Below are 26,310 nucleotides of genomic sequence, written 5' to 3'. Positions count from 1 at the left end.
GTCGTAGATCTCATCGGCAAAGATCATCAGCTGATGCCTGCGCGCAATCTCGACGATGCCCTCGAGCACCTCGCGCGGATAGACAGAACCCGTGGGGTTGTTGGGGTTGATGATGACGAGGGCTTTGGTCGCACTCGTAATCTTGGACTCCATATCCTCCAAGTCGGGATACCAATCCGCCTGCTCATCACACAGATAATGTACGGGATGACCGCCGGCAAGGGTTGCGCACGCCGTCCAGAGCGGATAGTCGGGGCTGGGGATCAGAATCTCGTCGCCATTGTCGAGCAGTGCATTCATCGAAAGCTGAATGAGCTCGGACACGCCGTTGCCCGTGTAGATATGCTCCATCTGAACATTGGGCAGGCCTTTGATCTGCGAATACTGCATGATCGCCTTGCGCGCGGAGAACAGGCCGCGCGAATTGGAATAGCCTTCGCAGTCGGGCAGCTGCTGGCGCATGTCCTTGATGACCTCATCGGGCGTGCGGAAACCGAAGGGCGCCGGGTTGCCGATATTGAGCTTGAGGATGCGCTCGCCCTCGTCCTCCATACGGGCGGCCTCGTCGACGACGGGACCGCGCACGTCATACAGGACGTTATCGAGCTTGGTGGATTTAGAAAAAGTACGCATGGTGGTGCTCCTTGCAATTTGAGCTGAGGGATGGGGTTCGGGCTTGGAATCGTTGCGGGGTGATGATGCCTCGCCTTGATCGGCGTCGCCGGCAAGCAGCCAGGTAACATCGACCTCCAAAATACGGGCGAGCAGCTCAGCCACATCGCGCCGCGGGATCGTCTTGCCGCTCACATATTGGCTCATCTGACTCTTGCCGAGTTTTTTGCCGAGCATCTCCGATGCGCGGATCACGTCCGACTGGCGAACGTCGCGATCGGACATAGCCCGTCGCAGGCGATCGCTAAACGTCTCTTGGGCCACTAGAACCTCCTTGCTGGCAAAGTTCAATTTATAGAACACGAATTGAACCATGGTTCAATTTAGCAAGCAGTATAACGCGGCGCCTCATTCGAAAGTTCAATTTCATAAGAAAATGTATCGGACTCCGAGATCTGCCCAAAGCAAACAATGGCGTGTACACGTTTAGAGGTATTCAAGGAATCGAGCGGCGGCAAGCGAAACATCGGCCGTGCGATATATCGCATTGATCTGCCGATGGGGATGTCCCTCGAGCGAACGCACGGCAACATCGAACTGACAACGGCGCAAGATGAGCGCGGGAAGAATGCTCACGCCCAGGCCGTCCTCGACCATAGCCATAATCGCATAATCATCCCAGGTCGACAGCTTGGAGCACACCGTCAGCCCCGCCCGACGGAACAGCGGCGTAATCTCGTCATCGGTGCCGCGTTCCAGCAGAATAAACTGCTCGTTGGCCAAATCGGCAAGGGAAACGATCTCCGCGGTGGCAAGCGAGGAGTCCGCCGGCACCACGGCCATCAGCTCGTCTTGCACCAACGGCCGCGACGCCATGCCGGCGTCGCGTGGCTCGCGCGGAATAAAGCCCAGGTCGCAGCGGCCTTCCGCCACCCATTGTTCAATCTCTGAGTAATCGCCCATCAGCAACTCATAATCGACGTCCGGGTGATCGGCGCGAAAGCGCGCAATCATCGGCGGCAGCACGTGGGTCGCCACACTCGAAAACGTACCGATGCAGATTTTGCCGCGCATGAGCCCACGCATCTCATCCACCCGTCGCTGCAAGCGAGTGAATTCCTCGCAGAGCGCCTCGACAGCCGGCATGACCTGCCGCCCGTCGGCAGAAAGCACTACGCCCTCGCGACTGCGGTCGAGCACCTTAAAGCCCCAGTCTGCCTCAAGGTCGCCCACCATGCGGCTCACGCCCGACTGCGAATAGCTCAGCCGCTCTGCAGCACGCGTAAAGCTGCCGGCACGCACCGTCTCGAGCAGCACTTGCATCTTTTGGATATTGGTCTCCACGGCACGTCCCCACCCTTGTATGAGTTTTTGTCATGTTTTCCATGCATTATATTCGCTTTTCTTCTAAAGCCACCTCACCCATAGTGAACATGCTCGGATATAGAGGGGATGTCAGCGCATGAACAACGGACTGTTTACGTACTTAGCAGCATTGCTATTGTTTGGCTCCAACGGCATCATCGCCGCCGCCATCGCGCTGCCGAGCTCCGATATCGTGCTACTGCGCACGTTTTTGGGCGCCCTCTCGCTTGTCACTATCCTTGCGATCACCCAACGCCATAAACTGCAGGCGCCATCTCGTCCCCGCGAAGCCGCAGCACTCCTCCTCTCGGGAGCCGCGCTGGGTGCCAGCTGGATTTTTCTGTTCCGTGCCTACCAGACGATCGGCGTCGGCGTATCCTCCCTGCTGTACTACTGCGGCCCCATCATCGTCATGGCCCTCTCGCCGTTTATCTTTGGCGAAAAACTGACCGGCGGCAAAATCGCCGGCTTTATCGCCGTCGCCTGCGGCGCTTTTCTCATTGCAGCGCAAGGTCTAGGCGGCAACATGCCCATTGCGGGCATCGCCTGCGGCATCGCCTCGGCATTTTGCTATGCGCTGATGGTCATCGCTAGCAAGGGTACGCCACACATCGAAGGCCTCGAGAACTCCGCGCTCCAGGTGAGCGCCGCCTTTGTGACCGCGCTGGTCCTCACGCTCATCACGCAGGGCGCTCCCTCATTCCTGTCCGCCGGCGTCGCCGCCAGTATTGATTGGCGCGCCGTCGTCATGCTCGGCGTCGTCAACACCGGCATCGGTTGCCTGCTCTACTTTAGTGCCGTCGCCAAACTGCCCGTCCAGACCGTCGCGGTCGTCGGCTACCTCGAGCCGCTTTCGGCCGTCGTGTTCTCGGCCCTCCTTTTGGGCGAAGCCATAACACCGGTCCGCCTGATGGGTGCCGCGCTTATCATCGGCGGCGCGATTTTTTGCGAACTCGCCGGCAAACGCGCAAGCGCCAAGGCTGGCATAGCCCAGACAGCACGTGCTTAAAAGCCCCTGTTTCGAAATGCTACCCACGTACATAAATAATCCCCAGCTGGGGATTATTGTCTAAAATAACCTGATGTGCCAAACTGCTCTTGTATGTATAAAGACGGCATAAAGATTATCTGTCCTAGACAGACAACCGGATGTCTAAGGGAGTCCACGTGGCACACAACAAACTGGAGGCAAGCCCCCAAGACCAGCATGGTCAAGGCGGGCACGGAACCATCCCCCTCTCCGCTGGCATGCTGCTCGTGACGCTCGGCGTCGTCTATGGCGACATCGGCACGAGCCCCATGTACACCATGAAATCAATCGTCGCCAACAACGGCGGCATCGGTACCGTCAGCGAAGACATGATCTTGGGAGCGCTTTCGCTTGTCATCTGGACCATGACGCTCGTGACCACGGTCAAGTACGTGGTTATCGCCATGAAGGCCGATAACCACAACGAGGGCGGCATCTTCGCCCTGTTTAGCTTGGTGCGCAAAGTGGCGCCGTGGCTGATCCTTCCCGCCATGATCGGCGGCGCGGCGCTGCTCGCCGACGGCATCCTCACCCCCGCCGTCACGGTTACCACGGCCATCGAGGGCTTGCGCACTATCGAGTGGGGCCACGCGCTTTTGGGTGACGGCCAGACCAACGTAATCATCATCACCATCATCATTATCTGCGGCCTGTTTGCCATGCAGCGCGCCGGTACCTCGTCGATCGGCAAGCTGTTCGGCCCGCTCATGACGCTGTGGTTCCTGTTCCTGGCAGGCGCCGGCCTGTTCAACATGCTCGGCAACCTGTCCATCTTGCGTGCGCTCAACCCCATCCGCGGCATCATGTTCCTGTTCTCGCCCATCAACCACTCGGGCATTATGGTGCTCGGCTTTGTCTTTCTGTCGACGACCGGCGCCGAGGCCCTCTACTCGGACATGGGCCACGTTGGCAAGGCAAACATCTATGCATCCTGGACGTTTGTTAAGGCGGCCCTTATCCTCAACTACCTGGGTCAGGGCGCTTGGCTGCTCGCCAACAATTCCAATCCCCAGATGCTCGCGATGGATATCGTCAACCCGTTCTATATGCTGCTTCCCGAGCCCCTGCGCCCCTTTGCCATCGTGCTTTCGGCCGTGGCGGCCATCATCGCCTCGCAGGCGCTCATTACCGGCTCGTTCTCGTTGGTTTCGGAGGCAACGCGCCTCAACCTTATGCCGCACCTGCGCATCCACTACCCCAGCGACACCAAGGGCCAGCTTTATATTCCGCTCGTCAACAACATCATGTGGGTCGGCTGCATCTTCATCGTGCTGCTGTTCCAGAACTCCGAGCGCATGGAGAGCGCCTATGGCCTCGCCATTACCGTGACCATGCTTATGACCACGACGCTTTTGACGAGCTATATCGCCGGCATTCTTAAGCACAGACTGGGCGCCTGCGTCTTCGCCCTGCTTTTTGGCGCCATCGAGCTCTGCTTCTTTGCCTCGTGCCTCACTATGTTCTTTGACGGCGGCTATGTGATGATCTTCTTGGCCTCGCTGCTGTTTGGCCTTATGTACGTGTGGCGTCGCGGTACCGCCATCGAGCGCACGCAAACGATCCTGCTGCCCGTCTCCAAGTACATCGATCAGCTCAACCGCCTGCGCAACGACGAGACCTACCCCGTGCTCGCCGACAATCTGGTGTTCCTCACCAACAGCCCCGATCCGCTCACACTCGACCGCGACGTGCTCTATTCCATCCTGGATAAACATCCCAAGCGCGCCAAGGCGTATTGGTTCATTAACGTGCATGTCACCGACGAGCCCTATACGCACGAGTATTCCGTCGAGACCTTTGGCACGGACTTCCTCTTCCGCGTTCGCCTGGACCTGGGCTTTAAGGTCAACCAGCGCATCAACGCCTATCTGCGTCAGATCGTCGGCGACCTGATGGCTTCGGGCGAGCTGCCGCCGCAGCACCACACCTACTCCATCTACGAGACGCGCGGCAACGTGGGCGACTTCCGTTTTTGCATGCTGCGCAAGATGCTCGCCCCCGAAACGGACATCAACCGCAATGACCACCGCGTGATGGCCATCAAGTACGCCGTCCGCCGCGCCTGCGGAAGCCCGGCACGCTGGTACGGTCTTGAGAACTCGGCCATCATCATCGAGTACGTGCCGCTGTTTGCCCGCATGCGCCCGGCCGTTAAGCTCGTGCGCACCCAGGTGCCGCTCGAGGTTCAGATCGAAGAGGCCGAGGAAATGGAAGTCGACATCTTCTCGGACGACTTGGTCAACGGCAACGAGGCCGGTAGGGACATGAACATCGATCCCACCGAGCTGCTCGAGAGCGTCGCCGATACGCCCGAACAGCAACAGCTCGACGGCCTCGAAAGTGAACAACTCAACGACGCCAACTTCTAGCGACGTCACAAACCAACGACAGCGGCCTTGCACCTCGCGAGAGGTGCAAGGCCGTCTTGTATTGCAGTAAAGCTAGCGGCTACGAACGACGCGGCTCGGGAACCACGAGCCTATCGGGGCTCGCGCCCTCAGCATCCATCAGGCTCACGTAGCGAATCGACGGATCCCCATACATCGCGTAGTAATAATTGCCCGTGCGCGCGCTAAAGCATCCGGTGTAGATAGTCTTCTCGAACTTGCCATCGCCCATCCTGGACGCTCCCTCGATCATCACCACGCCCTCGAGCGAGCGGAACATGCGAACGACGTTTTCGGTCTCGCTCTCCTTTTGCGGGTAATTGGCATTGAGGTACGCCGCCTTTACAAAACGGCTCGGCGAATAGCAATCGCCCGGAATGCCGCGCATGCCGGCACCGGCTCCATAGGGCTTAAGCTCGGCGCCACGCCACGTCGCCGTTTGCGGAAAATCGCTTGTGGCGGTGATATAGGTGCGTAGGTTTTCCATATGCCACGGGAAGGTCGGCTGATTGGCAAGGGTGTCGACCGGATCGTCGTATACATGCAGGCCGTCAGCCATCATCTCGACCACGATGCTGCGCTGGCTGTCGCCGATAATCCAATGGAGCAGTGACACGCCCAGCCCCTCTCCGGCAGATTTGGCGACAATCACCGTGTCGCGCAGCGCGGCCTCGACCTCATCGACCGTCGAGAACGTCGCTGCCACCCACAGGGGAAACTCATAGGCCGCGATATTGGTCTTGCCGTCGACAGGGCCCTCGGCATACTCGGCATAACCCGGGAAATTGAGACCCGCCACGGCGAGGCCCGCATCGTTGCCGCAATCGAAGAACATAGGGTAGTTCCTGTAATCGATGCACATACCGATCACCGCGTGCGCCGCTGTCGCGTCGTCGATAAACGAATACGGAATGTGAAACCCGCGCGGCATCACGCGAACCTGTTGGCCGTAGTCAAAGCTCCAGTCGAGATTGCGGCCCAGATACATGTGGCCAGAATTATCGGTAAATCGAATACTCGTACACATAGCGCCTCCTAGCTTTACGTTCTTGCTAATTTCATTGTCTCCAAACAAAAAGGCGCTAAACACAAAAGCCCGGACATGACAACAATGTCACGCCCGGACTATTCAATCAGGATAAACTCAACCAAGTTAACCCCGCAGGTCGTCTAAGGGGTCAAAGTGCCGCAGATTGCCACGAAAGAGGAGCGAAGCGTACTTAAGGTACGCGAGCGACGATTGAGCAGCAAGGTGCGGTGCTTTGGTCCCCTTAGACCAACTTGCCGAGACAGTGGTCGATCATATGCTGAATCATCTGTGCCTCAAAGCCCGCGTAGTCGCGGCGGCACTCCTTCATCTTGCCGTCGACGATCTGGTCAAAGGCAACCTTGCACTTGATGTAGCGCGTGGACTTGGTGACCTCCTCGTGCGTCAGGCAGCTCTCCTCCATCTTGCTGGCACCCAGGCCAAACACCAGACGGGGGTTGTAGAGCACATGGGGCTCGCCGGCGTCGTCCAGATAGACGCAGACCTTCTTGGTGACGCCGATCTGGTTGGCGGCAAGGCAGCCGGCATCGTCGAGCGACTTGATGGTATCGATCAGGTCCTGTGCCACCGACTCGTCCTCGACGGTCGCGACCTCGCAACGCTGGGACAGAATAGCCTCGTCGTGGCAGAGCTCTTTAATCATACGTTCCTCCATAGGGGTCGTTGTAACTGCTTAAGTATACGGTACCCACACATTTTCATGCGAAAAATACCGTCCGTCTGCTACAAAGCGCCGAACATCAACATGCGAGGAACAACAGCGTCGTAAAGGGGCTATAGTAGTTGAGTTCGTGTCAATCGGCCTAAACTCGGGGCCGAACAAGGAAAGGGTATGCATGGACGAACTATTTCACGTCAGCGAGCGCAAGTCCACAATCGGGACCGAACTCCGCGCTGGACTGACAACATTCCTGGCGATGGCCTACATCATCGCCGTCAACCCCGCGGTGCTCTCGGGTGCTGGCATCGATGCGGGAGCGCTCGCCTGCGCCACCTGCCTGGGCGCCGGCATCATGACCATCTGCATGGGCATCTTCGCCAACCGCCCGCTCGCCTGCGCATCGGGCTTAGGCGTCAACGCGATGATCGCTGGAATCACCACCACCGTCTGCGGCGGTGACTGGCACGTGGCCATGAGCGTCATCTTCCTTGAGGGCGTCGTCATCTTGCTGCTCGTGCTTTGTGGCCTGCGTGAGGCCATCATGGACGCCATCCCGGTTGTCCTGCGTCACGCCATCTCGGTGGGTCTGGGCCTGTTCATCGCCATGATTGGCCTGTGCGATGCCGGCATCATCACCGCTGGCGCCGGTACACTCGTCGGTCTGGGCGACATCACCTCCCCCACCTTCATCGTCGGCATCATCTCCATCCTGGTGACGGTCGCCCTCGCCTGCCGCAACGTCCCCGGCTCGCTGCTCATCGGCATCGTCGTCGCCGTCATCGCCGGTATCCCCCTAGGTGTGACCCAGGCTCCGACCGGTATCATCGCCCCGCTCGACTTCTCGAGCATCGGTGGCCCCATCGCCGACGCCGGCGGCGTGCCCGCCATCGTCAAGGTCCTTACCGACCCCGCGCTCCTCGTCATCTCGTTCTCGCTGCTCATGAGTGACTTCTTCGACACCATGGGCACCGCGATGGCCGTGGCCAAGCAGGGCGAGTTCCTCACCGACGACGGCAACGTCGAGAATATCAAGGAGATCCTGATCGTCGACTCCGCCGCCGCTGCTGTGGGCGGTTTCATGGGTGTCTCCTCCATCACCACCTTCGTCGAGTCCACTTCCGGCGCCGCCGACGGTGGCCGCACGGGCCTCACCTCCGTCACCACCGGCGTGCTGTTCATTCTCGCCGCGTTCTTCTCCCCCATCGTCACCATCGTTTCCAGCGCCGCCACCTGCGGTGCTCTGGTCTACGTCGGCTACCTCATGATGAGCGAGGCCTCCGAGATCGACTGGTCCGACGTGTCGCAGGGTTTCCCGGCGTTCATGATTGTCGCCGGCGTGCCCTTCACCTACTCCATCTCTGCCGGCATTGGCCTGGGCTTTATCGCCTACGTGGTCGTCGCGCTCTTTAAGGGCGAGGCCTCCAAGATCAAGCCGCTCATGTGGATCGCAGCCCTCGCCTTCCTCGTCTACTTCTTTGTAGCGTAGCGGCAAAGCTGCCAAAGCAGAACACCAAAGCGCGGAATCGCATCGAGCGGCTCCGCGCTTTTCTTTTAAAGCCAGGCAACGCACGGACGCGCGATGTATTGCTTCCTGAGTTTTGGACATTTTGCCCTCCAAACGGCACTACCGCCGGCTACATCCTGCAGATATGCTGGGCGTAGTCGCATAGGCCCTATGAGGATGGGAGTAACCATGGCCGCCTTGTTCACGACCCCCAAGCGCAATGACAAAACCTCTGGAGCCCATTTTGTCGAGCCCGACGTGCGCCGTCGCACGCTGCTCGCACACGGCAGCTGGCGCCGCGTGACACGCCGCATCGTCGTGGGCGCCGTGTGCGCGCTCACGGCAAGCTCGCTGCTCATGCCGAGCATCTCGCTCGCAGCGGAATGGGTCAAGGTCGGCGGCAACAAGTACAACACCGCGGCGAGCGACGAGGCCGGTACGTGGTCGTGGGACGGCGCCGACGACTTGAAGCTCAACAACTATAACGGCGGCGAGATCCAGGCCGCAGGCAAGCTCAACGTGAATTACTCGGGAACCAACATCGTCACTGCCGAATGGATCGAAAGCATCAACGTTTCTCATGGCACTAACGAGAATGCCGAGCTCAATATCCAAGGCGACGAGGGCGGCACGCTCAGCGTGACATCTACTGAGGACGCTATCCTCTCCACGGGTAATATCAACATCGACGGAGCCGGATCCGTCAACGCCACGAGCACTGGGTTTGATGCCATCAATGCCGGAGGTGATCTCGCTATCAAAGGTTCGGGCAACGTCAACGCCACGGGTACATCGGATGGCATCAGGGCAAACGGCAATATCACGATTGACGACAGCGGAGCCGTCACCGCCAGGGCTACCAAGGACAAGGGTATTGGAGCCGACAAGAACCTCACCATCAAGGGTGGCGGGACGGTCGAGGCAAGCTCAGCCGATGGTGAGGCCCTTTGGAGCGGCGGCAATATCAACATCTCGGACGGCAGCCAGGTCAAGGCAAGCTCCGAGGGATATCTTGCCGTCGACACTGAGGGCAGTCTCGCGGTCACGAACGCCTCCCTTGACGCAAGCGGTGTTGAATATGGCGTCTATGCCCACAAGGGCATTACGCTCGATCACGCGACCGTGACGGTCCGTACCAGCGCGAACGGCGGCCAGGCCATCGCCCTCATCACTGACGGGGGCGACATCGACATCAAGAACGGCTCCACCGTGGACGCGTTTGCGGAAGGCGAGGTTTCGGCTGCATTCTCCACCAGAAACAATCGACCCAACGAGAAGGGCGGCCACATCTACATCAGCGACTCCGTTGTCAAGGCCATAGCCCGCTATGTCGAGAACGGCGACGACCCCATCCCCTACAGCGAAAACCAAGATGGCGAGACGAGGCGCGAACCCCAAGGCGAGAACATCGGCATCATCGCCCAGACCAGCGAGGGCGTCACACCCGCAGTCATCTCGATCATCCGCAGCAAGGTAACGGCCGAAGGAGATACAGCGGCAATCTTTGCCCGTGCCATGAGCGCTGACGGCAAGACAATCGGCACCATCAAGATTGAGAACGCCGCCATCCAGACGCCCGAAGGCGGCAAGGTCATTGACTATCGCAAGCTCCGTGACGGCATCTACGAGGCAGGCCAGGCCATCGGCACGGGCGACGCCACGGTCGACTCCCTCTATATCAAAGCAGTCGCCAAAAGTACGACCATCGCACCTCCCGAGGTAGCCAAGCCGGAAGACCCCAAGCCCGACGAGACCAAGCCCGCAGAAAGCAAGCCCGCGGAGTCCAAGCAGAACCCCAAGCCTGAGGGCTCAAAGCCGACCAAGGCCGTTGCGGCTTCAACCACGAAAGCCAAGACTACCGGCGTGCTCGCGGCAACCGGCGACACCTCGGGTGCGGCCATCGTGGCAACCGTCCTTGCGGGAACAGCCGCTATCGCCGCAGGCACCATGGCGAGCCGTAAGCGTTCTTAAACGCCTCTGCGCACATGGCAGCTCCCGCGAAGGCCCCGAGCCCCAGTACCGTTTAACAACGCCACCGCCGAGCTCCCCTCCGGCGGTGGCGTTTTCCATATGCGTCCGCAGGGGATGCACGAGATTGTCTTTGGTCTAGCCCAACCGGCATACGCTGGCGTGCGACAATTGGGGCTGCCGATATCACAACACTGAGAGAAGCCCGTCATGGAAGCGCATCAAAAGCAGATAACCGTTTATTCGAATCATACGGAAAGCGCGCCTGTCATCTACCTTCCTGTGGTCGTGGGCGACGGCAGCGAGGTTTATAAGTGTTGCCGAGAGCTCGACTGTCCGCCATTCACCCTCGTCGCCATTGGCGGTCTCAACTGGAATCGCGAGCTGAGCCCCTGGGAATGCGACGGAACCGTACGCGATGCTGAGCCTTTCGGCGGCCAAGCTGCCGGTTTTCTTGATGAGCTGCTGAATCAGATAATCCCCCAGGTCGAGTCGTCGCTCCCACAGCCACCTGCTTGGCGTGGCATTGCCGGTTATTCGCTGGCGGGCCTCTTTTCGCTTTGGGCTCTCTGGCAAACCGATGTCTTTGGCCGCGCGGCGAGCGCATCGGGGTCGCTATGGTTTCCCGACTTTGTCGACCGTGCCAGCACGGCGTCATTTGCCGGCAGCCCACAAGCCGTCTATCTGTCACTCGGCAAAAAGGAAACCAAGACGCCCAACCGCATGATGAGGCACGTACTCGACGACACGCTCGCATTGGAAGAGCTACTCATCGAGCGCGGCATTCCAACAACGCTGGAGCTCAACCCCGGCAATCACTTTACCCAAACCGACTTGCGTATGGCCCGCGGCATACACTGGATACTGACGCATTAAAAAAGGCGCCCACGCGTACGCATGGGCGCCATATTTTTGATTTAGCTGAACACAACTACTACTCGACAGTCTCCTCAAGCTCAGAAACGTCGAACTCGAAGTCGTTACCCGGCAGAATCGCGTTGAGCACGATGCCAACCAGCGAGCCCACGGCAATGCCGGACAGCGAAATGGTCACGCCGCCCAGCTCCAACACGATAGCTCCGGCGGTGCTATAGGCAATGCCGAGCGAAAGCACGAGTACCAGAGCGGCCACCAGCACGTTGCGGTTGTTCTGGAAATCGACCTGGTTCTCAATGAGGTTGCGCACGCCTACGGCACTGATCATGCCGTAGAGCACGAGCGACACGCCGCCGATAACGCATGGCGGCATGGCGGCGATCACGGCAGCGAACTTGGGGCAGAACGAAAGCACGATGGCGCAGCACGCGGCAATGCGAATCACGCGCGGGTCGAACACGCGCGTCAGAGCGAGCACGCCGGTGTTCTCGCCATACGTGGTGTTGGCCGGAGCGCCAAAGAGCGAAGCCATGATCGTGGCGAGACCATCGCCGAGCAGCGTGCGATGCAGGCCGGGATCGGCAATGTAGTTACGCTCGCAGGTGGAGCCAATAGCGGAGATATCACCGATATGCTCGATCATGGTTGCAAAGGCCAACGGCATGATGGTGATGATGGCGGTCGTGGCAAGGCCGCTATCGAACTGCGGCCCAAAGAGTGCAAACACGGTGTTGTCCCACACGATGGGAAGACCGACCCACGGCGCGGCGGCAACGCCCGAAAAATCGACCTCACCCAACGCGGCGGCAACGGCATAGCTCACCACGACGCCCAGCAGGATCGGCACGATCTTGACCATGCCGCGACCCCAAATGTTGCAGATCACGATAACGGCAACGGCAATAACAGCCACAAGCCAATTGGTCTGGCAGTTGGCAATTGCGGAGCTTGCCAGGATCAGACCGATCGAAATGACGATGGGGCCCGTCACTACCGGCGGAAAGAAGCGCATGACGCGCTTGGCGCCAAACGCGCGGAAGAGTGCCGCAAGTACCGGATAGAGTAGACCGGCGCAGGCAACGCCCAGGCAGGCGTAAGGCAAAAGCTCGGCCTCGCCGTTGGGCGCGATGGCGGCATAACCGGCAATAAAGGCAAACGATGAGCCCAAAAATGCCGGCACCTTACCGCGCGACAAGAAGTGGAACAGCAGCGTACCCAAGCCGGCAAACAAAAGCGTCGCCGAAACCGAGAGACCGGTGAGCACGGGCACCAGCACGGTGGCGCCAAACATGGCAAACAGGTGCTGCAGACCGAGCAGGAACATGCGCGGGCGGCCAAGCGACGATGCATCGTAGATGGCATCGGTGACGGCGGGCGTCGAGGATTGGGACATGGATGTCCTTTCGAATGGAAGGGCGATCGGGCATATCGGATAACCTGCCCGAACGATACGATCCGAACCATTGTACGCGATGCGCCATGTCTCGCACGCGCCGTCACCTGCGAACGTTTCCGCTATTTCCAAACGCGCTCGGCAACGCGCTTGACCAGCGCGATCTTTGCCCATTGCTCGTCCTCGGTCAGCTTGTTGCCAATCTCGCAACTGGCAAAGCCGCACTGGGGCGACAGATACAGGTTCTCGAGCGGAACATACTTTGCAGCCTCGTGAATACGCTCGACGATAACATCCTCGTCCTCAAGCTCAGCGGCCTTGGTGGTCACCAGGCCCAACACGACCTTCTTGCCGGGGGCAACATACTTCAGTGGCTCAAAACCACCGGCGCGCGGCGTATCGAACTCCAGATAGAACGCATCGACGTCCTCATGCGCAAACAGGTACGGCGCGATGGGGTCGTAGCCGCCCTCGAAGGCATAGGTAGAGTGGTAGTTACCACGGCACACGTGCGTGTTAATGACAAGGTCATCGGGCTTGCCCTTGATGGCGGCGTTGTTGAGCGCCACGCCCAGCTCGCTTACCTTTTGCAGATCGACCGGGCTCATGCCGGTCTTGGACACAAAGTCGGTATCGCAGTAGATGCCCCAGGTGCAGTCATCAAACTGGATGTTGCGGCAGCCCGCTGCGTACAAGTCGGCGATCACCGTGCGATAAGCGGTTGCAATGGCGTCGGCAAGCTCCTCATCGGTCTTATAGACAGCGCGCAGGCTCTCCTGCTGGCCATCGCAGCGATCGAGCGTGACCTCAGAGAACGTCTGGATCGGTGCCGGGATGGTCTGGCGTGCAACGTGGCCCTCGCCCTCAAGTGCCTTGACAAACTTAAAGTGCTCGACAAAGGGGTGGTTCTCGCCGCTGATGGGGCCGGTCACCACGGCGGTATCGGCCGTGGTCTCCTCGTCGTGGAACATATAGCCCGTACGCGAGGTACGGCGCTCAATGCCATTGAGGCCCCACATAAAGTCGAGGTGCCAGTAGCTGCGGCGGAACTCGCCATCGGTAATCACCTGCAGGCCAGCGGCCTTTTGCTTGTCCACCAAGTCGCGAATGGCCTCATCCTCGACGGCCTTAAGGCCGTCGTCATCGAGCGTACCCGCGGCATAGGCGGCACGGGCGTCCTTCACGGCCTGCGGACGAAGAAAACTGCCGACGATATCGGCGCGAAACGGCGCGTTCGGTTGAATCGAAGTGCTCATAGATATCTCCCTTTGCATTGGTTGCTTTATCGAGACAGAGTATGAGCGCTCATGTGGTCATCGTAAAATATATGTTTATAACAGTTTGATATAGATGCTTCCTATATCAGTCTGGACTGCCATAAAGAGACTTGAACCGTGCGGAGCACAGCACCCTAGATATGCTGACGAATCGCGTCGATATAGGCCCGACCGTAGCGCGTGAGCGTCGTGTTCTTGCGCGTGATGATGCCAATCTCCATGTACTCGTCCACGTCGAGCGGAATCGAGATAATGCCGGGGCCGTTGAGCTCGTGGCTGATCACGCCCGAGCATACCGTGTAGCCGTTGAGGCCCATGGCAAGGTTGAACAGCGTCGCACGGTCGCGCACGCGGATATTTTTGCGTCGCTCGAACGTCGAGGTCAGCTCCTCGGAATAGTAAAACGAGTTGTAGCTGCCCTGCTCGTAGGACAGGAACGGGTAGTCTTCCAAGTCCTCAAGCGTCACGCTGGAGCGGCCCGCCAGCGGATGGTCGGCGCACACAAAAACGTGCGGCGTGGCGCAGAAGAGCCCTTCGAACACGAGCTCGTTGGCCGCCAGCATGCGCTCGATAACCTCGCGGTTATGCTCGGACAGGTACAGGATGCCCAGTTCGCTTTTCATGTGCGCGACGTCCTCGATAATCTCGTGAGTCTGCTCCTCGCGCAAGGTAAAGTCGTAGCGCGCGGCATCGAACTCGCGGATCACGTCAACAAACGCGTTAACGGCAAAGGAATAATGCTGGCAGCTCACACTAAAGTGCGGCACCTGCTCGGATGCGCCCTTGTACTTGCCCTCGAGCAGGTCGGCCTGGTCGAGCACCTGGCGCGCGTAGCCCAAGAAGGTCTCGCCCTCTTCGGACACAATGACGCCCTTGTTGGTGCGCTCAAAGATGTGCACGCCCATCTCGTTTTCGAGATCGCGGATCGATGCGGTAATCGAAGGCTGCGACACAAAGAGTCGGCGCGAGGCCTCGGTAATGCTGCCGCATTCGGCAACTTTGACGACATACCTGAGCTGCTGAAGCTTCATGGCTTTCTCCCTAGACGTTCGTGACGTCGAAACCAGTCGTGCTCACCTGACGCATAAACGGCGGCATCTCCCCCGTCGCGGCGCAGGCGGCAATCTGATGCAGAGCCCCGGCAACCGCATCGTCTGCCGCAGCGCCGATATGCCAGCGCGCGGCAGCCGTGACAGCCTCGTTGGCATTGGCGACTGCAACGGAGTTGGGAACGGCATCGATCATGGGCAAATCGTTATCGGAATCGCCAAATACGGCCACCTCGTCGAGCGTCAGGTCCAAAGCGCGCGCCAGCTCCAGCGCGGCGCAACCCTTGTCCCAACCTGCTGGAAGGATGTCGAACAGGCGCACACGATTGTTGGGAAACACGAGTGAGAGCTCCGGTACCTCAGCGGCAACGCGCTCACGTAGCTCCGCGAGCTCCTCACGCGAGCGGGCGCTCCAGATATTCGCCTTGAACACCGGCGCGTCGTCGACAACGGGACGGCACGGAGCCTCTTCGCCTTTGAGCCATGCGTTGCCGCCCGACTCCATGGCGCGACGCACGCGCTCGGGGTCGCTCGTCACGCAATAGGCATCGTTATCCCAAAAGTCGTCACCCAGGCTGTAGACCTTTAGATAGGTATCGTCGGTCTCTTGCTCCAGATAGTCGGCCAAACGCATCAGAGCATCGTTGTCGATTGCGTGCGAGGCGACTACTTCGCCGCCGACAAACATCACCTGGCCGTTACAGAACGCGCCAGTCGAAAAACACTCGGAACGATTTTTGAACATCCAGCCCATCGCGGACGGCTGACGACCCGAAACCGGGCCAAAGTGTAGACCCGCCGCCTGCATGGCATGAATACCCTCGATGGCGTAGTCGCTGGCGCCGTCATGCCCGGCCGGAATCAGCGTATCGTCCATATCGGTCAGCACAAGTTTGATCATGAGGTCCCCATTCGTATCGGTCCTACCTATTGTAACGACCTGCCAAAATAAACCTGTCCCTTTTTGGCAGGTGCGTTAGTATAGGGAACAACAGATTCGATGCGGGAGTGCCGGCGGTGCAAACCACAAGGCTGAGAGGGCATAGGGCCCAATCCTTTGAACCTGTCAGTTAATGCTGGCGTAGGGAGCATGCCGCCTTTGCAGGGGCGCTGTCTATGCACAGCGCCCCTTTTCTATGCCAAGGAGGCATGTGCAGTGATTGATTCGGAACAGCTTAAGCAAAATGTGGTCAAGGCCGTGGATGAGATTCGCGCCACCAATCCAATGGCCGGCTCCATCACCAACACGGTGACGATTGACTTTGTCGCCAACGCGCAGCTCGCCGTAGGCGGTTCGGCCGCCATGGTCTATCTGCCCGACGAGGGCGAGGCGCTCGTTGCCGGCGGCGGCGCCATCTATCTCAACATGGGCACGCTCTTCCCCATCTACGAGCAGACGATTCCCCGCGCGGCCAAGGCGGCACACGACGCCGGCAAGCCCTGGGTGCTCGATCCGGTAGGTCTGGGCATCGGTAGCCTGCGCACCCAGCTGGTAAACGAGCTCAAGCAGTACAAGCCCGCCATCGTGCGCGGCAACGCCTCCGAGATCATCGCGCTCGCCGGCCTGTGGGGTCTTGAGGGCGAGGCGGCTGATCTGAGCCGCGTGCGCGGTGTCGATACCACCGACACGGTCGACGCCGCCCGCGATGCCGCCGTGGCGCTCGCCCGCTACACCGGCGGCGCCATAGTGGTCTCGGGCGAAGTCGACCTAATCACCGACGGCATAACCGTGGCCAAGTCCCACGGCGGCAGCCCGCTCATGTCCAAGATCACCGGTTGCGGCTGCTCGCAGGGCGGCGTGCTGGCCGTGTATGCCTGCGCCGCCGACCCGTTTACGGCAGCCGTCTGCGGCACCGCCGTCTACAACGTTGCCGGCACGCGTGCCGCCGCTGTCGCCGATGCCCCGGCAAGCTTTAAGGTCGCCTTTATCGACGAGCTCTACCGCGCAACCGCCCAGGATATTGCCGACAACCGACTCGAGCTCGAGGAGGCATAAGCCATGTCCGAACCCGCAACCAATGCCGGCATGAACACACTCGTCGCCGTGGCCATCGCCCCGTGCGGCACCGGCGACGAGCTGTCCGCCGAGGTCGCCGAGGTCGTGCGCGTCATTCGCGAGAGCGGCCTTCCCAACCGCACCACCTCGATGTTCACCGAGATCGAGGGCGACTGGGACGAGGTCATGCAGGTCGTGCGCGACGCAACCTTTGTATTGGCGAGCAAGGGCATCCGCACCGAAGTCGTGCTCAAAGCCGATATTCGACCCGGATTTACCGACACCATGACTGGCAAACTCGAGCGCATGGAAGCACAGATCAAGAAACAGGAGGAAGCACGATGAGCATCCGCGACAACCTTGATATCTCGGCCTATCTGGTACTCGGCCCCGAAAACACGCTGGGACGTCCCGTGGGCGATGTGGTGGCCCAGGCGCTCGACGCAGGCTTTACCTGCATCCAGGTGCGCTCCAAGGTGGCAAGCGCCCGCGAGATCATCGCACTGACCGGAGACGCCGCGCAGGCAATCGCGCAGGCCGGCAAGACCGGTCAGGTCGCCTTGCTGATCGACGACCGCCTGGACTGCGTACTCGCCGCGCGCGAGCAGGGTATTGCTGTCGACGGCGTACACGTGGGCCAGAGCGATATTCCCGTCGAGGTCTGCCGCAAACTTTTGGGCCCCGATGCCATCGTGGGCCTTTCGGCCCGCTGCGAGGAGATGCTCGAGTACGTCAAGACCGCCGACATGAGTCTGGTCGACTACCTGGGCATCGGCCCGCTCCACGAGACCGAGACCAAGCGTGACTGCGGACGCGCAGCCGATGGCTCCATCATCACCAAAAGTTTTGAGGATCTGGCCGCACTCCACGCGGCAAGCCCCGTGCCCATCGTGGTGGGCGGCGGCGTCAAGACGGCCGACCTGCCACAGCTTAAGGCCACCGGCGTCGACGGCTTCTTTGTGGTGAGCGCCGTCTGCAGTGCCGACGACCCCTACGCCGCGGCCAAGGAGCTTGTCGACACCTGGCAGCAGGCATAGACATAAGCCGAGCAGTCGATCCGCAGCCTCATAGCCTCAGCAACGGAAAGCGCATCCCAGTTTGGACCTCCATTCTGGGATGCGCTTTCCGCATGCAACCCCTACCCCGCTAGGTAGGCCTCCAACGCCGGCAAAGTCGCCTCCGCATCACGACGGCCGACCTGGTAGATGCGTTCGAGCTCATCGGGCTCACGGCACAGCGACGGCACCTTCACCGATTCGCTCGGCCGCACCACAAAGATATCGCCGGCAGCCTCGCGACGTGCCAGGTCATCGAGCGTGGCATTGTACACCTCATGCCGATGCTCAAGCGCTGCGACAAACTCCGGGTAGTGACGGAACACGCGCCGCAGCATGGGCATCACGCTGTTGGGCTGCTTCACAAAGCCCGCCGGCTGCGTGAGTACCACGATATTGCGGTCATACCCCTGCGCAAACAACCAAGCACTGGGAATGGAATCAGCCACGCCGCCATCCAGGTACTTACGGCCCTCAATGGCGACAGGACGCGTCGCCACGGGAATTGCCGACGACGCCCGGATCCACTCGATATCCCTCTCGTCGCCATACGGCAGATCGTGGTAGACGGCCTTGCCCGTCTCGATGTCGGTACACACGCACGTAAATCGCATGGGGCAGGCGCGATACGCCTCTAAGTCAATGGGATCGCGCTCGATAGGCACCTCGTGATAGGCAAAATCGGCATTGAACATATCGCCGGTTCGCAACCAGCTTGTCACGCTTGCATAGCGCTTGTCGGCACAATAGGCCTTGTTGTAGCGAATGGCGCGCCCGATCTGCCGCGATTTAAAGTTGTAGCCAAACGCCGCGCCCGCCGAGACACCCACCATATGGTCGCAGGTCAAACCGTGCTCCATCCAAACGTCGAGCACGCCCGCCGTATACATACCGCGGTAGCCGCCTCCCTCGAGCGCGAGTCCCACCGTGCGCGTCGTATCCGGCTGTGCCATGCGACCATCTCCGTTCCTGCGTTTAAAACCGGGACAAGTATACCCGTCAACATATATCGTCTCAGTCGCATTTTTATCGGACATCGCATCGTCGCGCTGCCGTTTGTCGAATAATGGCCGCCCACAGCATGTGCACCCATATATAATTGTGTGCTGTTGTTTATACTACGCAGTAGTTATCAACAGCGAACATTAGCCGGTAAAGTAACCCAACAACGCAGCGAGGCGGGGGCCTGGATACACGCAAAGCGCCGAACATCAACGCGTGTGCACAACGAGCTCGCCCGACGCAATTCGCCCGACCTCAGAAAGCCGCTTACGACATGGATACTGTCAGCAATTACACCGAAACGCTCGAAAAGACCATCCGTGACCTTCTCGAGCGTCAGGATGATCTGACTAGGACCGCCTTTACCGACCAGCTTACCGGACTTGGCAACCGCGGCGGCTTTGCTCGCTCCTTAGAGGAAATCTGGGAGCAGGAACTGCCCGTGACCATGGCGTTTATCGACATCGATAACCTTAAGCACTGCAACGACATCTTTGGGCATGACGAGGGCAACCGCTATATCTTGCAGGTAAGCCTCTATCTCAAGCTGTATATGAAGGTGGACGAGGCGGCGTTTCGCATAGGCGGCGACGAGTTTGCCATCCTGTCTACGGTTGCGACCGAGGACGACCTCGCCGAACGTCTGGAACACTGCCGAACGGTCCTGCTCAAAAACAACGATTCCGAGATGCCTCACTCGTTTAGCTACGGAGTGTCACATGCCGACCCCGCCCTGGGCGAGGCCCCCAATCGCATGACACTCGATGCCGACCATCGCATGTACGACTACAAGCTACGTCATGCCGTGCACCTTGATCGGCGCAATATCACGCAAGCCCACGCCGACGACTTCGAAATAAGTGACCGTATTTTCGACGCCTTTTCGATGCTCAACGAGGGCCGCTATTTCTTTATCGAGAACTTGGACAAACATCGCACCCTTTGGTCGCAAGGCGCCTTGCGCGATCTTGGCCTTCCCTCGGAGCACATAGACAACTGTCGCGATTACTGGAAAACGCGCGTGCATCCCGATGACCTTGAGGCCTACATCAACGACATCGACCAAGTCTACAACGGCACCAAGCACCGTCGCGTCATGCAGTATCGTGTGCGCAATGCCGTCGGCGACTACGTCCTTTGCCGCGCTCGCGGGTTTCGTATCGACGGCGACGGAAATACCCCCTCGCTCTATGTCGGCGAGCTCGTCAACCACTCGCTTGCCGAAACCGTCGACGCCGCTACGGGCCTCGGAACGCAGCGCATGCTGATCAACGCTATCGATGCTTGCCGTCGCGACCGTTGCGAGACGGGGCTTATAGCGGTCCGCGTTCGCGGCACGGCAAAGCTCAACGAGCTCTATGGGGCCGAGGCTGTCGACAACATGCTCGCCGAATACGCAGGCCGCATGTTGTCGATCACCCGCGGCAGGAGTCGCGTCTTCCGCTCACGAAACGCCCAGTTCGTCGTGCTTAGCAACGAGTTGGGCCACGAGGCATTCGAGCAACTGACCCATCATCTTAAAGAAGCCGTTTTCGCTCCTGTTCAAATCGCGGGCGATACCATTACCCCCGTCTGCCTCGTCGTTCCGGCCTTTTACGAGCGCTTAATCAATCAAGCGACCGCTGTTTTAGGCGAACTCGACCGTCGTCTTCGTGCGGCCGGCGGGCTTGTTCCCAACGACAGCCTCCCCATACCTGAGATTGAGCGCAAAAGCGCCGTCGCCGAACGCATCGATACGCTCACGGGCCTCTATCGACCCAGCGAGTTTATGCGGCGTGCCAACGCATTTCTGAGGACAGGGCGCGACGGCGCTTGGTGTATCGCCACCGTCGACATGGGACACATGCGGCTGTTCAACGAATGGCACGGACAGGCCGAGGGCGACCGCATGCTCGCCGATGTGGGCACGGTCCTCAAGGACATCGAGAATGCCGACATGGGCGTCGCAGGGTACTGGGGCCAAGATGACTTTTGCGTACTCATCCCCTTTGAGCACGACACCGTCCATAAAATCTATAACCGCGTTCGCGAGGCCGTGGCCAAGCATGATAACGGCGTAGGTTTCTGGCCGTCCATGGGCGTTTACCCCATCGACTCCAATGAGGAAATTACCATCGATGCACAGGCCAAGGCCATGTTTACCAATCGGCGCGCGAAAAACGACTTTAAGGATCGCATTGCCGTCTTTCGCCCCGAGGAATACAAGCGCGAGGTTGCGTTTCACCGCACCCTCACCGAGTTCCAGTATGCGCTCTCAAACGACCGCATCACCTACTACCTGCAGCCACTGGTTGATATGGAAACCGGCGAGATCATTGGCGCCGAGGCGCTCACACGCTGGATCGACAAAGATGGCTCTCTCATTTCGCCCGCAACGTTTATCCCCGCACTCGAGGAAAGCGGCTTTGTGGTGACGCTCGACAAGTACATTTGGCAGGGCGTCGCCTCGTGGCTGCGCGAGCGCATCGATCGAGGACTTCGCGTGGTTCCGGTCTCGCTTAATGTGTCGCGCGTGGATATCCTTGCCTGCGACGTTGCCGAACATATGGGGGCGCTCGCCGCCCAATACAACCTACCGCCCGAGCTCATGCGTATCGAGATCACCGAGACGGCTTATACGGGGGAGTCCGAGGCCGTGGACAAACTGACAGCCGACCTGCACATCCGCGGCTTCTCGACCTATATGGACGATTTTGGCACCGGCCAGTCCACGCTCGCGATGCTCAAGAACGTCAACGTCGACGTCATCAAGCTCGACCGCACCTTTGTGCCCACCGACCGCGATCAAGGCCGCAGCGCGCAGATCGTGTCATCGATGCTCGAGATGGCGCAGTCGCTCCATCTGCCCGTCGTAGTCGAAGGCGTCGAGACAAATGAGCAGGCGAACATGCTACGACAGATGGGCGCCCGCTACGCTCAGGGCTTCCTCTACTACCGCCCCATGCCGGCGAAGGATTTTGAGGCATTGTTCGATGGTGGCAATAACAACTGATACGCTCGCGCGCAAAACACCACCGTCTAGGGGAGCATTTGTCCCCATTGGCTAACGCATATCCCCAATTCAAACCGAATTGGGGATATGATACGGAGCATCCTGTCACCCAAGGAGGTTATCCATCATGAACGAGTCGTATCGCATGGGCGAGCAGTCAATCATTGCCCATCTTCAGCGGCTTGCGAACGGGGCCTCAACCGCCGAGCTCGACGTTGACGCACTGCCCACGGAGTTGCGCGCCGTCGGCGAGCAACTGCAGAAAACGCTCGCCGTCTTGCAACAAGAACGCCAGCTGCTCGAACGTAGCGCCTATATCGATTCGCTCACCAATCTTGGCAACCGCGGTGGACTCGACCGCCATGTCAATCAGCTCTGGCGCAAAGGCACTCCCTTTACCTGTGCCTATATTGACATCGATCACCTTAAGCACTGCAACGATAAGTTTGGCCACGCCGAGGGCAACCGCTATATTCTGGGCATCTGTCGTGCGCTCACCGAGACCATGGAGCACGATGAAATGCTGTTCCGTATCGGTGGAGATGAATTTGTACTCGTGTCCCCCACGACAGGCGAAGCCGAGCTCGAGCAGCGCTTGGAGCGGACACGCACCGATCTTGTCGAGGCAACATCGGACGGCAAGGCGCCCATGATCGCCAGTTTTAGTTTTGGTTGCTCGCACGTCGACCCGCTTGCAGGCGATACGCGTCGCCAGATGACGATGGATGCCGATCGCAAAATGTATCGCTACAAGCTCATGCACCGCGTGCAGCAACCGAAAGAAGACAACGCGCCGATGCGGCCGATTGCCGATCAACTTCCTTGCAACGACCGCGTGTTCCAGGCGATCTCCATGAGCTCCGAGACACGCTATCCGTTTATCCTTAACCTCGATACCGGCGAATCGCAATGGTCGATTAATGCCGTGCGCGATTTCGACCTACCCTCCCAGCATCCCTACAACTCACTCGATATGTGGCTTGCCCGCGTTCACCCCGAAGACCGCGACAACGTGCGCAGCGAGCTCGATATGGTGGTAAACGGCGCGTGGCACTTCCATTACATGCAGTATCGCGTGATGGATGCTACCGGAGCGTACGTGCTTTGCGACTGCACGGGCTACCGTTTGGACGGCACCGATACCGAGCCCAACATGTACGTGGGCATGATTATCAACCGCAGCCTGGCAGATACGACTGATTCCGTGACCGGCCTAGGCGATATCCACGCCCTGGTCAACGCCATTGGCGAAATGCGTCGCGTGGCGCGCAAGGCGAGCTTGGTCGCCATTAAAATCGACGAGATCGCTCGAGTCAATGCCCGCTTTGGCTTTGATGCGGGCGACCGCGTTTTGGCGGAAAGCGCCGCCTGCCTCATGGATTGTTCGCGCGGCAAGGGTCGTCTGTTCCGTTCGACGGGACCGATGTTCGTGGCGCTTTTCGACGAATTCGATCCCGAAGAGATCGACGCGATCGCAGACGAAATCGAGCGGTTCCTGGGATCGCCCGTGCTCTTTGGCTCATTTGAATATCAGCCGCCCCTTCGTGTGGCCACGCTCCATCTGGACGCCGTCGACCGACAGCCCGTTTCCATTCTGAATGAGCTCAAAGCGCTACTTGAAGAAGCACCGCAGGTACCGGGCACCAAACTGGACTAGCGTCGTGGGGCGCGATGTGAAACACAAGCCGTTTCGCATCGCGCTCCACGCCATCTGCTCTCTCGTGCGATAATCCTCCGCAGAAGTCACCAACAGCAGAGGGAGCTTGTGATGAAGGTTCTTTTGGTCAATGGCAGCCCCAAGGCAAACGGCAACACCGCCCGCGCGCTCGCCGAGGTCGCCGAGCAATTGCATGCCGAGGGCATCGATACCGAGGTGTTCCAGCTGGGCGCCAAGCCCATTCGCGACTGCATTGGCTGTGGCCAGTGCGGCAAGCTCGATTGCCGCTGCACCTTTGACGACGACGTGGTGAACGAGCTGATCGTTGCCGCCGAGCAGGCAGATGGCTTTGTCTTTGGCTCACCCGTCTACTATGCGCACCCCAGCGGCCGCATCCTCTCGGCCCTCGACCGCGCCTTCTATGCTGGCAGCAAGGCCTTTGCGCACAAGCCGGGCGCCGCGGTCGCCGTTGCCCGCCGTGGCGGCACGTCGACCACCTTCGATGTACTCAATAAATACTTCACCATCAACCAGATGCCCGTGGTCGCCTCCACCTATTGGAACAACGTCTTTGGCGCCATGCCGGGCGAGGCCGATGGAGATGCCGAGGGTCTGGCCACCATGCGAAATATCGGCAAAAACATGGCCTGGCTCCTGCGTTGCATCGAGGCAGGACAGGTCGCCGGCATCGAAGCCCCCGAAGCCGATCGCGCCAGGACCAACTTCATTCGTTAGAACGGCGGAACATTATATGAACGTGCAAATTTTTGGCACCAAGAAGTCCTTCGACACCAAGAAGGCCCAGCGCTATTTTAAGGAGCGCCGCATTAAGGTGCAGTTTATCGACCTTAAGGAAAAGGAGATGAGCAAGGGCGAGCTCACGAGCGTGATGCAGGCGGTCGGCGGCATCGACAAGCTGCTCAACCCCAAAGCCAAGGACGAGGAGACGCTCGCGCTCATCCAGCACCTCACCCCTAGCCAGCGCTTCGACAAGTTGCTCGAAAACCAGCAGGTTCTAGCCGAGCCCATCGTGCGCAACGGCAAAAAGGCCACCGTCGGTTATTGCCCCGATGTATGGGGAGCCTGGGAGTAGCCTGTGTTATTTGCCGGCGCATGGGTATAAGAGCAGGCGTTTGGCATAAGATTCAACTGTAAGCCATGTCTAACAAAGGAGGGCACATGCCCAACAAACCCGTGAAGATCATCATGCTTACCGGATACCTCGGTGCCGGCAAGACCACGCTGCTCAACCACATCCTCGCTAACGACGGCGGCATCCGCGCCGCCGTGATCGTCAACGATATCGGCGAGATCAACGTCGACGCCAGCCTCATCGCCGACGGCGGCCTTTCCGAGACCGACGACCTCATCCCGCTCACCAACGGCTGCATCTGCTGCACACTTTCGGATGACCTGGCCAACCAGCTGCAGGGCATCGCCGATTCGGGCAACTTCGACTACATCATCATCGAGGCCTCGGGTATCTGCGAGCCTATCCCCATCGCCTACACCATCTCGAGCTTCTGCGACGAGGCCAAGGTGGGCGGCGAGCCCAAGCTCGCGCTCGACAACATCGTGGCCGTGGTCGACTGCGCCCGCATGTACGACGAGTTCAATGGCGGCCGCGACCTGCTGGCAGAGGATATCGACGAGGACGACATCGAAAGCCTGCTCATCCAGCAGATCGAGTTCTGCTCCACGCTGATCCTCAACAAGACCGACACCGTGAGCCCCGAGCAGATTGCCGAGCTCAAGGCCATCGTGCGCAGCCTGCAGAAGGACGCCGTGATCGTCGAGGCCCAAAACGGCGAGGTCCCCATGGAGGAACTGCTCGATACCGACCGCTTCGACTTTATGCGCGCCTACAACTCCGCCGCCTGGATCGAGGCTATGGAGCATCCCGAGGAGCACGACGACCCCGAGGTGCTCGAGTACGACATCGAGACCTTTGTGTACTCGCGCCGCAAGCCGTTTGACCTGCAGAAGTTCACCGATTTTGTTGAGCAGGAGTGGCCCGACGAGGTCATCCGCGTCAAGGGCCCGCTGTGGCAAGCCAGCAATCCGGACATGTGCTACATGTTTGAGCAGGCCGGCCACCAGATGCGCCTGATGGAGAACGGCTTGTTCGTTGACTCCGCGCCCGAGGGCGAGAAGCAGAAGATCATCGACGAGAACCCTGAGATCATGCAGATTTGGGACGACGAGACGGGCGACCGCATGACGAGCCTGTGCATCATCGGCCGTCACATGGACAAAGACGCGCTCGTTGCCTCCCTCGATGCCTGCCTGACTGACTGGCACCGCGCCTAGGTTTATCCAAGCGGGTTTGTCCGCCCGTTACACAGCCGCCAAACCACCACGAAGGGGACAGTGAACTGCGCCCCGAAACTTGGACTGAATAAATAGCGACTACGCCGCAAGGGCCCGGTTCCGGAACT

The 26,310-nt window shown here is 59.7% G+C and carries 22 protein-coding genes and 1 riboswitch; of the genes, 13 read left to right on the top strand and 9 right to left on the bottom strand.

Going from position 1 to position 26,310, the window contains the following annotated elements; all coding sequences use genetic code 11:
* Together AB5Z54_RS08445 and AB5Z54_RS08440 are read right to left on the bottom strand one after the other, a co-directional pair.
* The coding region (locus AB5Z54_RS08445) for an aminotransferase class I/II-fold pyridoxal phosphate-dependent enzyme (RefSeq protein ID WP_368161200.1) at positions 1-897 on the bottom strand (897 nt) is incomplete at its 3' end.
* 201 nt (positions 898-1,098) lie between these two features.
* Positions 1,099-1,956, bottom strand: a complete 858-nt coding sequence (locus AB5Z54_RS08440) for a LysR family transcriptional regulator (protein WP_368161192.1) — start codon at positions 1,954-1,956, stop codon at positions 1,099-1,101.
* Between the two features lie 118 nt (positions 1,957-2,074).
* Here AB5Z54_RS08440 and AB5Z54_RS08435 point away from each other — a divergent pair, with 118 nt between their 5' ends.
* Positions 2,075-2,986 carry a DMT family transporter gene (locus AB5Z54_RS08435; protein WP_368161190.1) on the top strand — a complete coding sequence of 304 codons (912 nt, stop codon included), beginning with the start codon at positions 2,075-2,077 and terminating at the stop codon, positions 2,984-2,986.
* 140 nt (positions 2,987-3,126) lie between these two features.
* Positions 3,127-5,376, top strand: coding sequence for a KUP/HAK/KT family potassium transporter (locus AB5Z54_RS08430; RefSeq protein WP_368161188.1), 2,250 nt, complete (start codon positions 3,127-3,129; stop codon positions 5,374-5,376).
* Between the two features lie 79 nt (positions 5,377-5,455).
* Here AB5Z54_RS08430 and bsh read toward each other — a convergent pair whose 3' ends face one another.
* Both bsh and AB5Z54_RS08420 read right to left on the bottom strand, forming a co-directional pair.
* Complete coding sequence (gene bsh, locus AB5Z54_RS08425) at positions 5,456-6,421, bottom strand: choloylglycine hydrolase (RefSeq protein WP_195240203.1); 966 nt, start codon at positions 6,419-6,421, stop codon at positions 5,456-5,458.
* Between the two features lie 244 nt (positions 6,422-6,665).
* The gene (locus AB5Z54_RS08420; protein ID WP_035137017.1) at positions 6,666-7,085 is read right to left on the bottom strand and encodes a peptide deformylase; all 420 of its coding nucleotides are present in this window, start codon (positions 7,083-7,085) and stop codon (positions 6,666-6,668) included.
* Positions 7,086-7,278: 193 nt separating this feature from the next.
* Here AB5Z54_RS08420 and AB5Z54_RS08415 point away from each other — a divergent pair, with 193 nt between their 5' ends.
* From AB5Z54_RS08415 to AB5Z54_RS08405, 3 genes are all read left to right on the top strand, one after another.
* Positions 7,279-8,589: an NCS2 family permease gene (locus AB5Z54_RS08415; RefSeq protein WP_022094378.1), complete on the top strand. Its 1,311-nt coding sequence runs from the start codon at positions 7,279-7,281 to the stop codon at positions 8,587-8,589.
* Between the two features lie 207 nt (positions 8,590-8,796).
* Positions 8,797-10,578: a hypothetical protein gene (locus AB5Z54_RS08410; RefSeq protein WP_368161186.1), complete on the top strand. Its 1,782-nt coding sequence runs from the start codon at positions 8,797-8,799 to the stop codon at positions 10,576-10,578.
* A 207-nt stretch (positions 10,579-10,785) separates the two neighbouring features.
* Entirely contained in the window at positions 10,786-11,451 is a 666-nt protein-coding gene (locus AB5Z54_RS08405; protein ID WP_368161184.1) for an alpha/beta hydrolase, read from the top strand.
* Positions 11,452-11,509: 58 nt separating this feature from the next.
* Here the strand turns inward: AB5Z54_RS08405 and AB5Z54_RS08400 are convergent, their stop codons facing one another.
* The 4 genes from AB5Z54_RS08400 to AB5Z54_RS08385 all read right to left on the bottom strand — a co-directional run bounded on the left by AB5Z54_RS08400 (position 11,510) and on the right by AB5Z54_RS08385 (position 16,071).
* Entirely contained in the window at positions 11,510-12,844 is a 1,335-nt protein-coding gene (locus tag AB5Z54_RS08400; RefSeq protein WP_368161183.1) for a uracil-xanthine permease family protein, read from the bottom strand.
* 122 nt (positions 12,845-12,966) lie between these two features.
* On the bottom strand, positions 12,967-14,100 hold the full coding sequence (locus AB5Z54_RS08395) for a 5-methyltetrahydropteroyltriglutamate--homocysteine S-methyltransferase (RefSeq protein WP_368161181.1): 1,134 nt from the start codon (positions 14,098-14,100) through the stop codon (positions 12,967-12,969).
* A gap of 155 nt (positions 14,101-14,255) precedes the next feature.
* Entirely contained in the window at positions 14,256-15,152 is an 897-nt protein-coding gene (locus tag AB5Z54_RS08390) for a LysR family transcriptional regulator (protein ID WP_195621493.1), read from the bottom strand.
* Positions 15,153-15,162: 10 nt separating this feature from the next.
* Positions 15,163-16,071 carry an HAD-IIB family hydrolase gene (locus AB5Z54_RS08385; RefSeq protein ID WP_368161180.1) on the bottom strand — a complete coding sequence of 303 codons (909 nt, stop codon included), beginning with the start codon at positions 16,069-16,071 and terminating at the stop codon, positions 15,163-15,165.
* A 93-nt stretch (positions 16,072-16,164) separates the two neighbouring features.
* Positions 16,165-16,275, top strand: a riboswitch (TPP riboswitch).
* Positions 16,276-16,326: 51 nt separating this feature from the next.
* On the opposite strand from AB5Z54_RS08385, the gene thiM reads away from it, so the two are divergent.
* From thiM to AB5Z54_RS08370, 3 genes are read left to right on the top strand one after another with little or no spacing between them, the layout of a single operon-like run.
* Positions 16,327-17,166, top strand: a complete 840-nt coding sequence (gene thiM / locus AB5Z54_RS08380; protein ID WP_368161178.1) for a hydroxyethylthiazole kinase — start codon at positions 16,327-16,329, stop codon at positions 17,164-17,166.
* Positions 17,167-17,169: 3 nt separating this feature from the next.
* The gene (locus tag AB5Z54_RS08375; RefSeq protein ID WP_225093307.1) at positions 17,170-17,511 is read left to right on the top strand and encodes a thiamine-binding protein; all 342 of its coding nucleotides are present in this window, start codon (positions 17,170-17,172) and stop codon (positions 17,509-17,511) included.
* Positions 17,508-18,203 carry a thiamine phosphate synthase gene (locus tag AB5Z54_RS08370; protein ID WP_006234517.1) on the top strand — a complete coding sequence of 232 codons (696 nt, stop codon included), beginning with the start codon at positions 17,508-17,510 and terminating at the stop codon, positions 18,201-18,203. Before AB5Z54_RS08375 ends, AB5Z54_RS08370 begins: the two co-directional genes overlap by 4 nt.
* A gap of 101 nt (positions 18,204-18,304) precedes the next feature.
* On the opposite strand, the gene AB5Z54_RS08365 is transcribed toward AB5Z54_RS08370, so the two are convergent.
* Positions 18,305-19,174, bottom strand: coding sequence for a patatin-like phospholipase family protein (locus AB5Z54_RS08365; RefSeq protein ID WP_368161177.1), 870 nt, complete (start codon positions 19,172-19,174; stop codon positions 18,305-18,307).
* A gap of 323 nt (positions 19,175-19,497) precedes the next feature.
* Here AB5Z54_RS08365 and AB5Z54_RS08360 point away from each other — a divergent pair, with 323 nt between their 5' ends.
* The 5 genes from AB5Z54_RS08360 to AB5Z54_RS08340 all read left to right on the top strand — a co-directional run bounded on the left by AB5Z54_RS08360 (position 19,498) and on the right by AB5Z54_RS08340 (position 26,182).
* Positions 19,498-22,215 carry a bifunctional diguanylate cyclase/phosphodiesterase gene (locus tag AB5Z54_RS08360; protein WP_368161176.1) on the top strand — a complete coding sequence of 906 codons (2,718 nt, stop codon included), beginning with the start codon at positions 19,498-19,500 and terminating at the stop codon, positions 22,213-22,215.
* Positions 22,216-22,342: 127 nt separating this feature from the next.
* Complete coding sequence (locus AB5Z54_RS08355) at positions 22,343-23,872, top strand: diguanylate cyclase domain-containing protein (protein ID WP_368161175.1); 1,530 nt, start codon at positions 22,343-22,345, stop codon at positions 23,870-23,872.
* 111 nt (positions 23,873-23,983) lie between these two features.
* Positions 23,984-24,607, top strand: coding sequence for a flavodoxin family protein (locus AB5Z54_RS08350; protein ID WP_099431361.1), 624 nt, complete (start codon positions 23,984-23,986; stop codon positions 24,605-24,607).
* Between the two features lie 16 nt (positions 24,608-24,623).
* Positions 24,624-24,965: an arsenate reductase family protein gene (locus AB5Z54_RS08345; RefSeq protein WP_055252194.1), complete on the top strand. Its 342-nt coding sequence runs from the start codon at positions 24,624-24,626 to the stop codon at positions 24,963-24,965.
* A gap of 86 nt (positions 24,966-25,051) precedes the next feature.
* The gene (locus tag AB5Z54_RS08340) at positions 25,052-26,182 is read left to right on the top strand and encodes a GTP-binding protein (RefSeq protein ID WP_368161173.1); all 1,131 of its coding nucleotides are present in this window, start codon (positions 25,052-25,054) and stop codon (positions 26,180-26,182) included.
* Positions 26,183-26,310 lie beyond the last annotated feature (128 nt).

The organism is Collinsella aerofaciens (genome assembly GCF_040910185.1).
In the GTDB taxonomy this organism is placed as follows: domain Bacteria; phylum Actinomycetota; class Coriobacteriia; order Coriobacteriales; family Coriobacteriaceae; genus Collinsella; species Collinsella aerofaciens_BF.
The sequence above is the reverse complement of the archived record's forward strand: the minus strand, read 5'-3'. Positions and strand labels throughout refer to the sequence as shown.

Excerpts from the sequence above, each read along its gene's own strand:
- AB5Z54_RS08435 (WP_368161190.1), top strand. The coding sequence starts at position 2,075 with ATGAACAACGGACTGTTTACGTACTTAGCAGCATTGCTATTGTTTGGC.
- AB5Z54_RS08430 (WP_368161188.1), top strand. The coding sequence starts at position 3,127 with ATGTCTAAGGGAGTCCACGTGGCACACAACAAACTGGAGGCAAGCCCC.
- bsh (WP_195240203.1), bottom strand. The coding sequence starts at position 6,421 with ATGTGTACGAGTATTCGATTTACCGATAATTCTGGCCACATGTATCTG.
- AB5Z54_RS08420 (WP_035137017.1), bottom strand. The coding sequence starts at position 7,085 with ATGATTAAAGAGCTCTGCCACGACGAGGCTATTCTGTCCCAGCGTTGC.
- AB5Z54_RS08415 (WP_022094378.1), top strand. The coding sequence starts at position 7,279 with ATGGACGAACTATTTCACGTCAGCGAGCGCAAGTCCACAATCGGGACC.
- AB5Z54_RS08410 (WP_368161186.1), top strand. The coding sequence starts at position 8,797 with ATGGCCGCCTTGTTCACGACCCCCAAGCGCAATGACAAAACCTCTGGA.
- AB5Z54_RS08405 (WP_368161184.1), top strand. The coding sequence starts at position 10,786 with ATGGAAGCGCATCAAAAGCAGATAACCGTTTATTCGAATCATACGGAA.
- AB5Z54_RS08400 (WP_368161183.1), bottom strand. The coding sequence starts at position 12,844 with ATGTCCCAATCCTCGACGCCCGCCGTCACCGATGCCATCTACGATGCA.
- AB5Z54_RS08395 (WP_368161181.1), bottom strand. The coding sequence starts at position 14,100 with ATGAGCACTTCGATTCAACCGAACGCGCCGTTTCGCGCCGATATCGTC.
- AB5Z54_RS08390 (WP_195621493.1), bottom strand. The coding sequence starts at position 15,152 with ATGAAGCTTCAGCAGCTCAGGTATGTCGTCAAAGTTGCCGAATGCGGC.
- AB5Z54_RS08385 (WP_368161180.1), bottom strand. The coding sequence starts at position 16,071 with ATGATCAAACTTGTGCTGACCGATATGGACGATACGCTGATTCCGGCC.
- AB5Z54_RS08375 (WP_225093307.1), top strand. The coding sequence starts at position 17,170 with ATGTCCGAACCCGCAACCAATGCCGGCATGAACACACTCGTCGCCGTG.
- AB5Z54_RS08370 (WP_006234517.1), top strand. The coding sequence starts at position 17,508 with ATGAGCATCCGCGACAACCTTGATATCTCGGCCTATCTGGTACTCGGC.
- AB5Z54_RS08365 (WP_368161177.1), bottom strand. The coding sequence starts at position 19,174 with ATGGCACAGCCGGATACGACGCGCACGGTGGGACTCGCGCTCGAGGGA.
- AB5Z54_RS08360 (WP_368161176.1), top strand. The coding sequence starts at position 19,498 with ATGGATACTGTCAGCAATTACACCGAAACGCTCGAAAAGACCATCCGT.
- AB5Z54_RS08355 (WP_368161175.1), top strand. The coding sequence starts at position 22,343 with ATGAACGAGTCGTATCGCATGGGCGAGCAGTCAATCATTGCCCATCTT.
- AB5Z54_RS08350 (WP_099431361.1), top strand. The coding sequence starts at position 23,984 with ATGAAGGTTCTTTTGGTCAATGGCAGCCCCAAGGCAAACGGCAACACC.
- AB5Z54_RS08345 (WP_055252194.1), top strand. The coding sequence starts at position 24,624 with ATGAACGTGCAAATTTTTGGCACCAAGAAGTCCTTCGACACCAAGAAG.
- AB5Z54_RS08340 (WP_368161173.1), top strand. The coding sequence starts at position 25,052 with ATGCCCAACAAACCCGTGAAGATCATCATGCTTACCGGATACCTCGGT.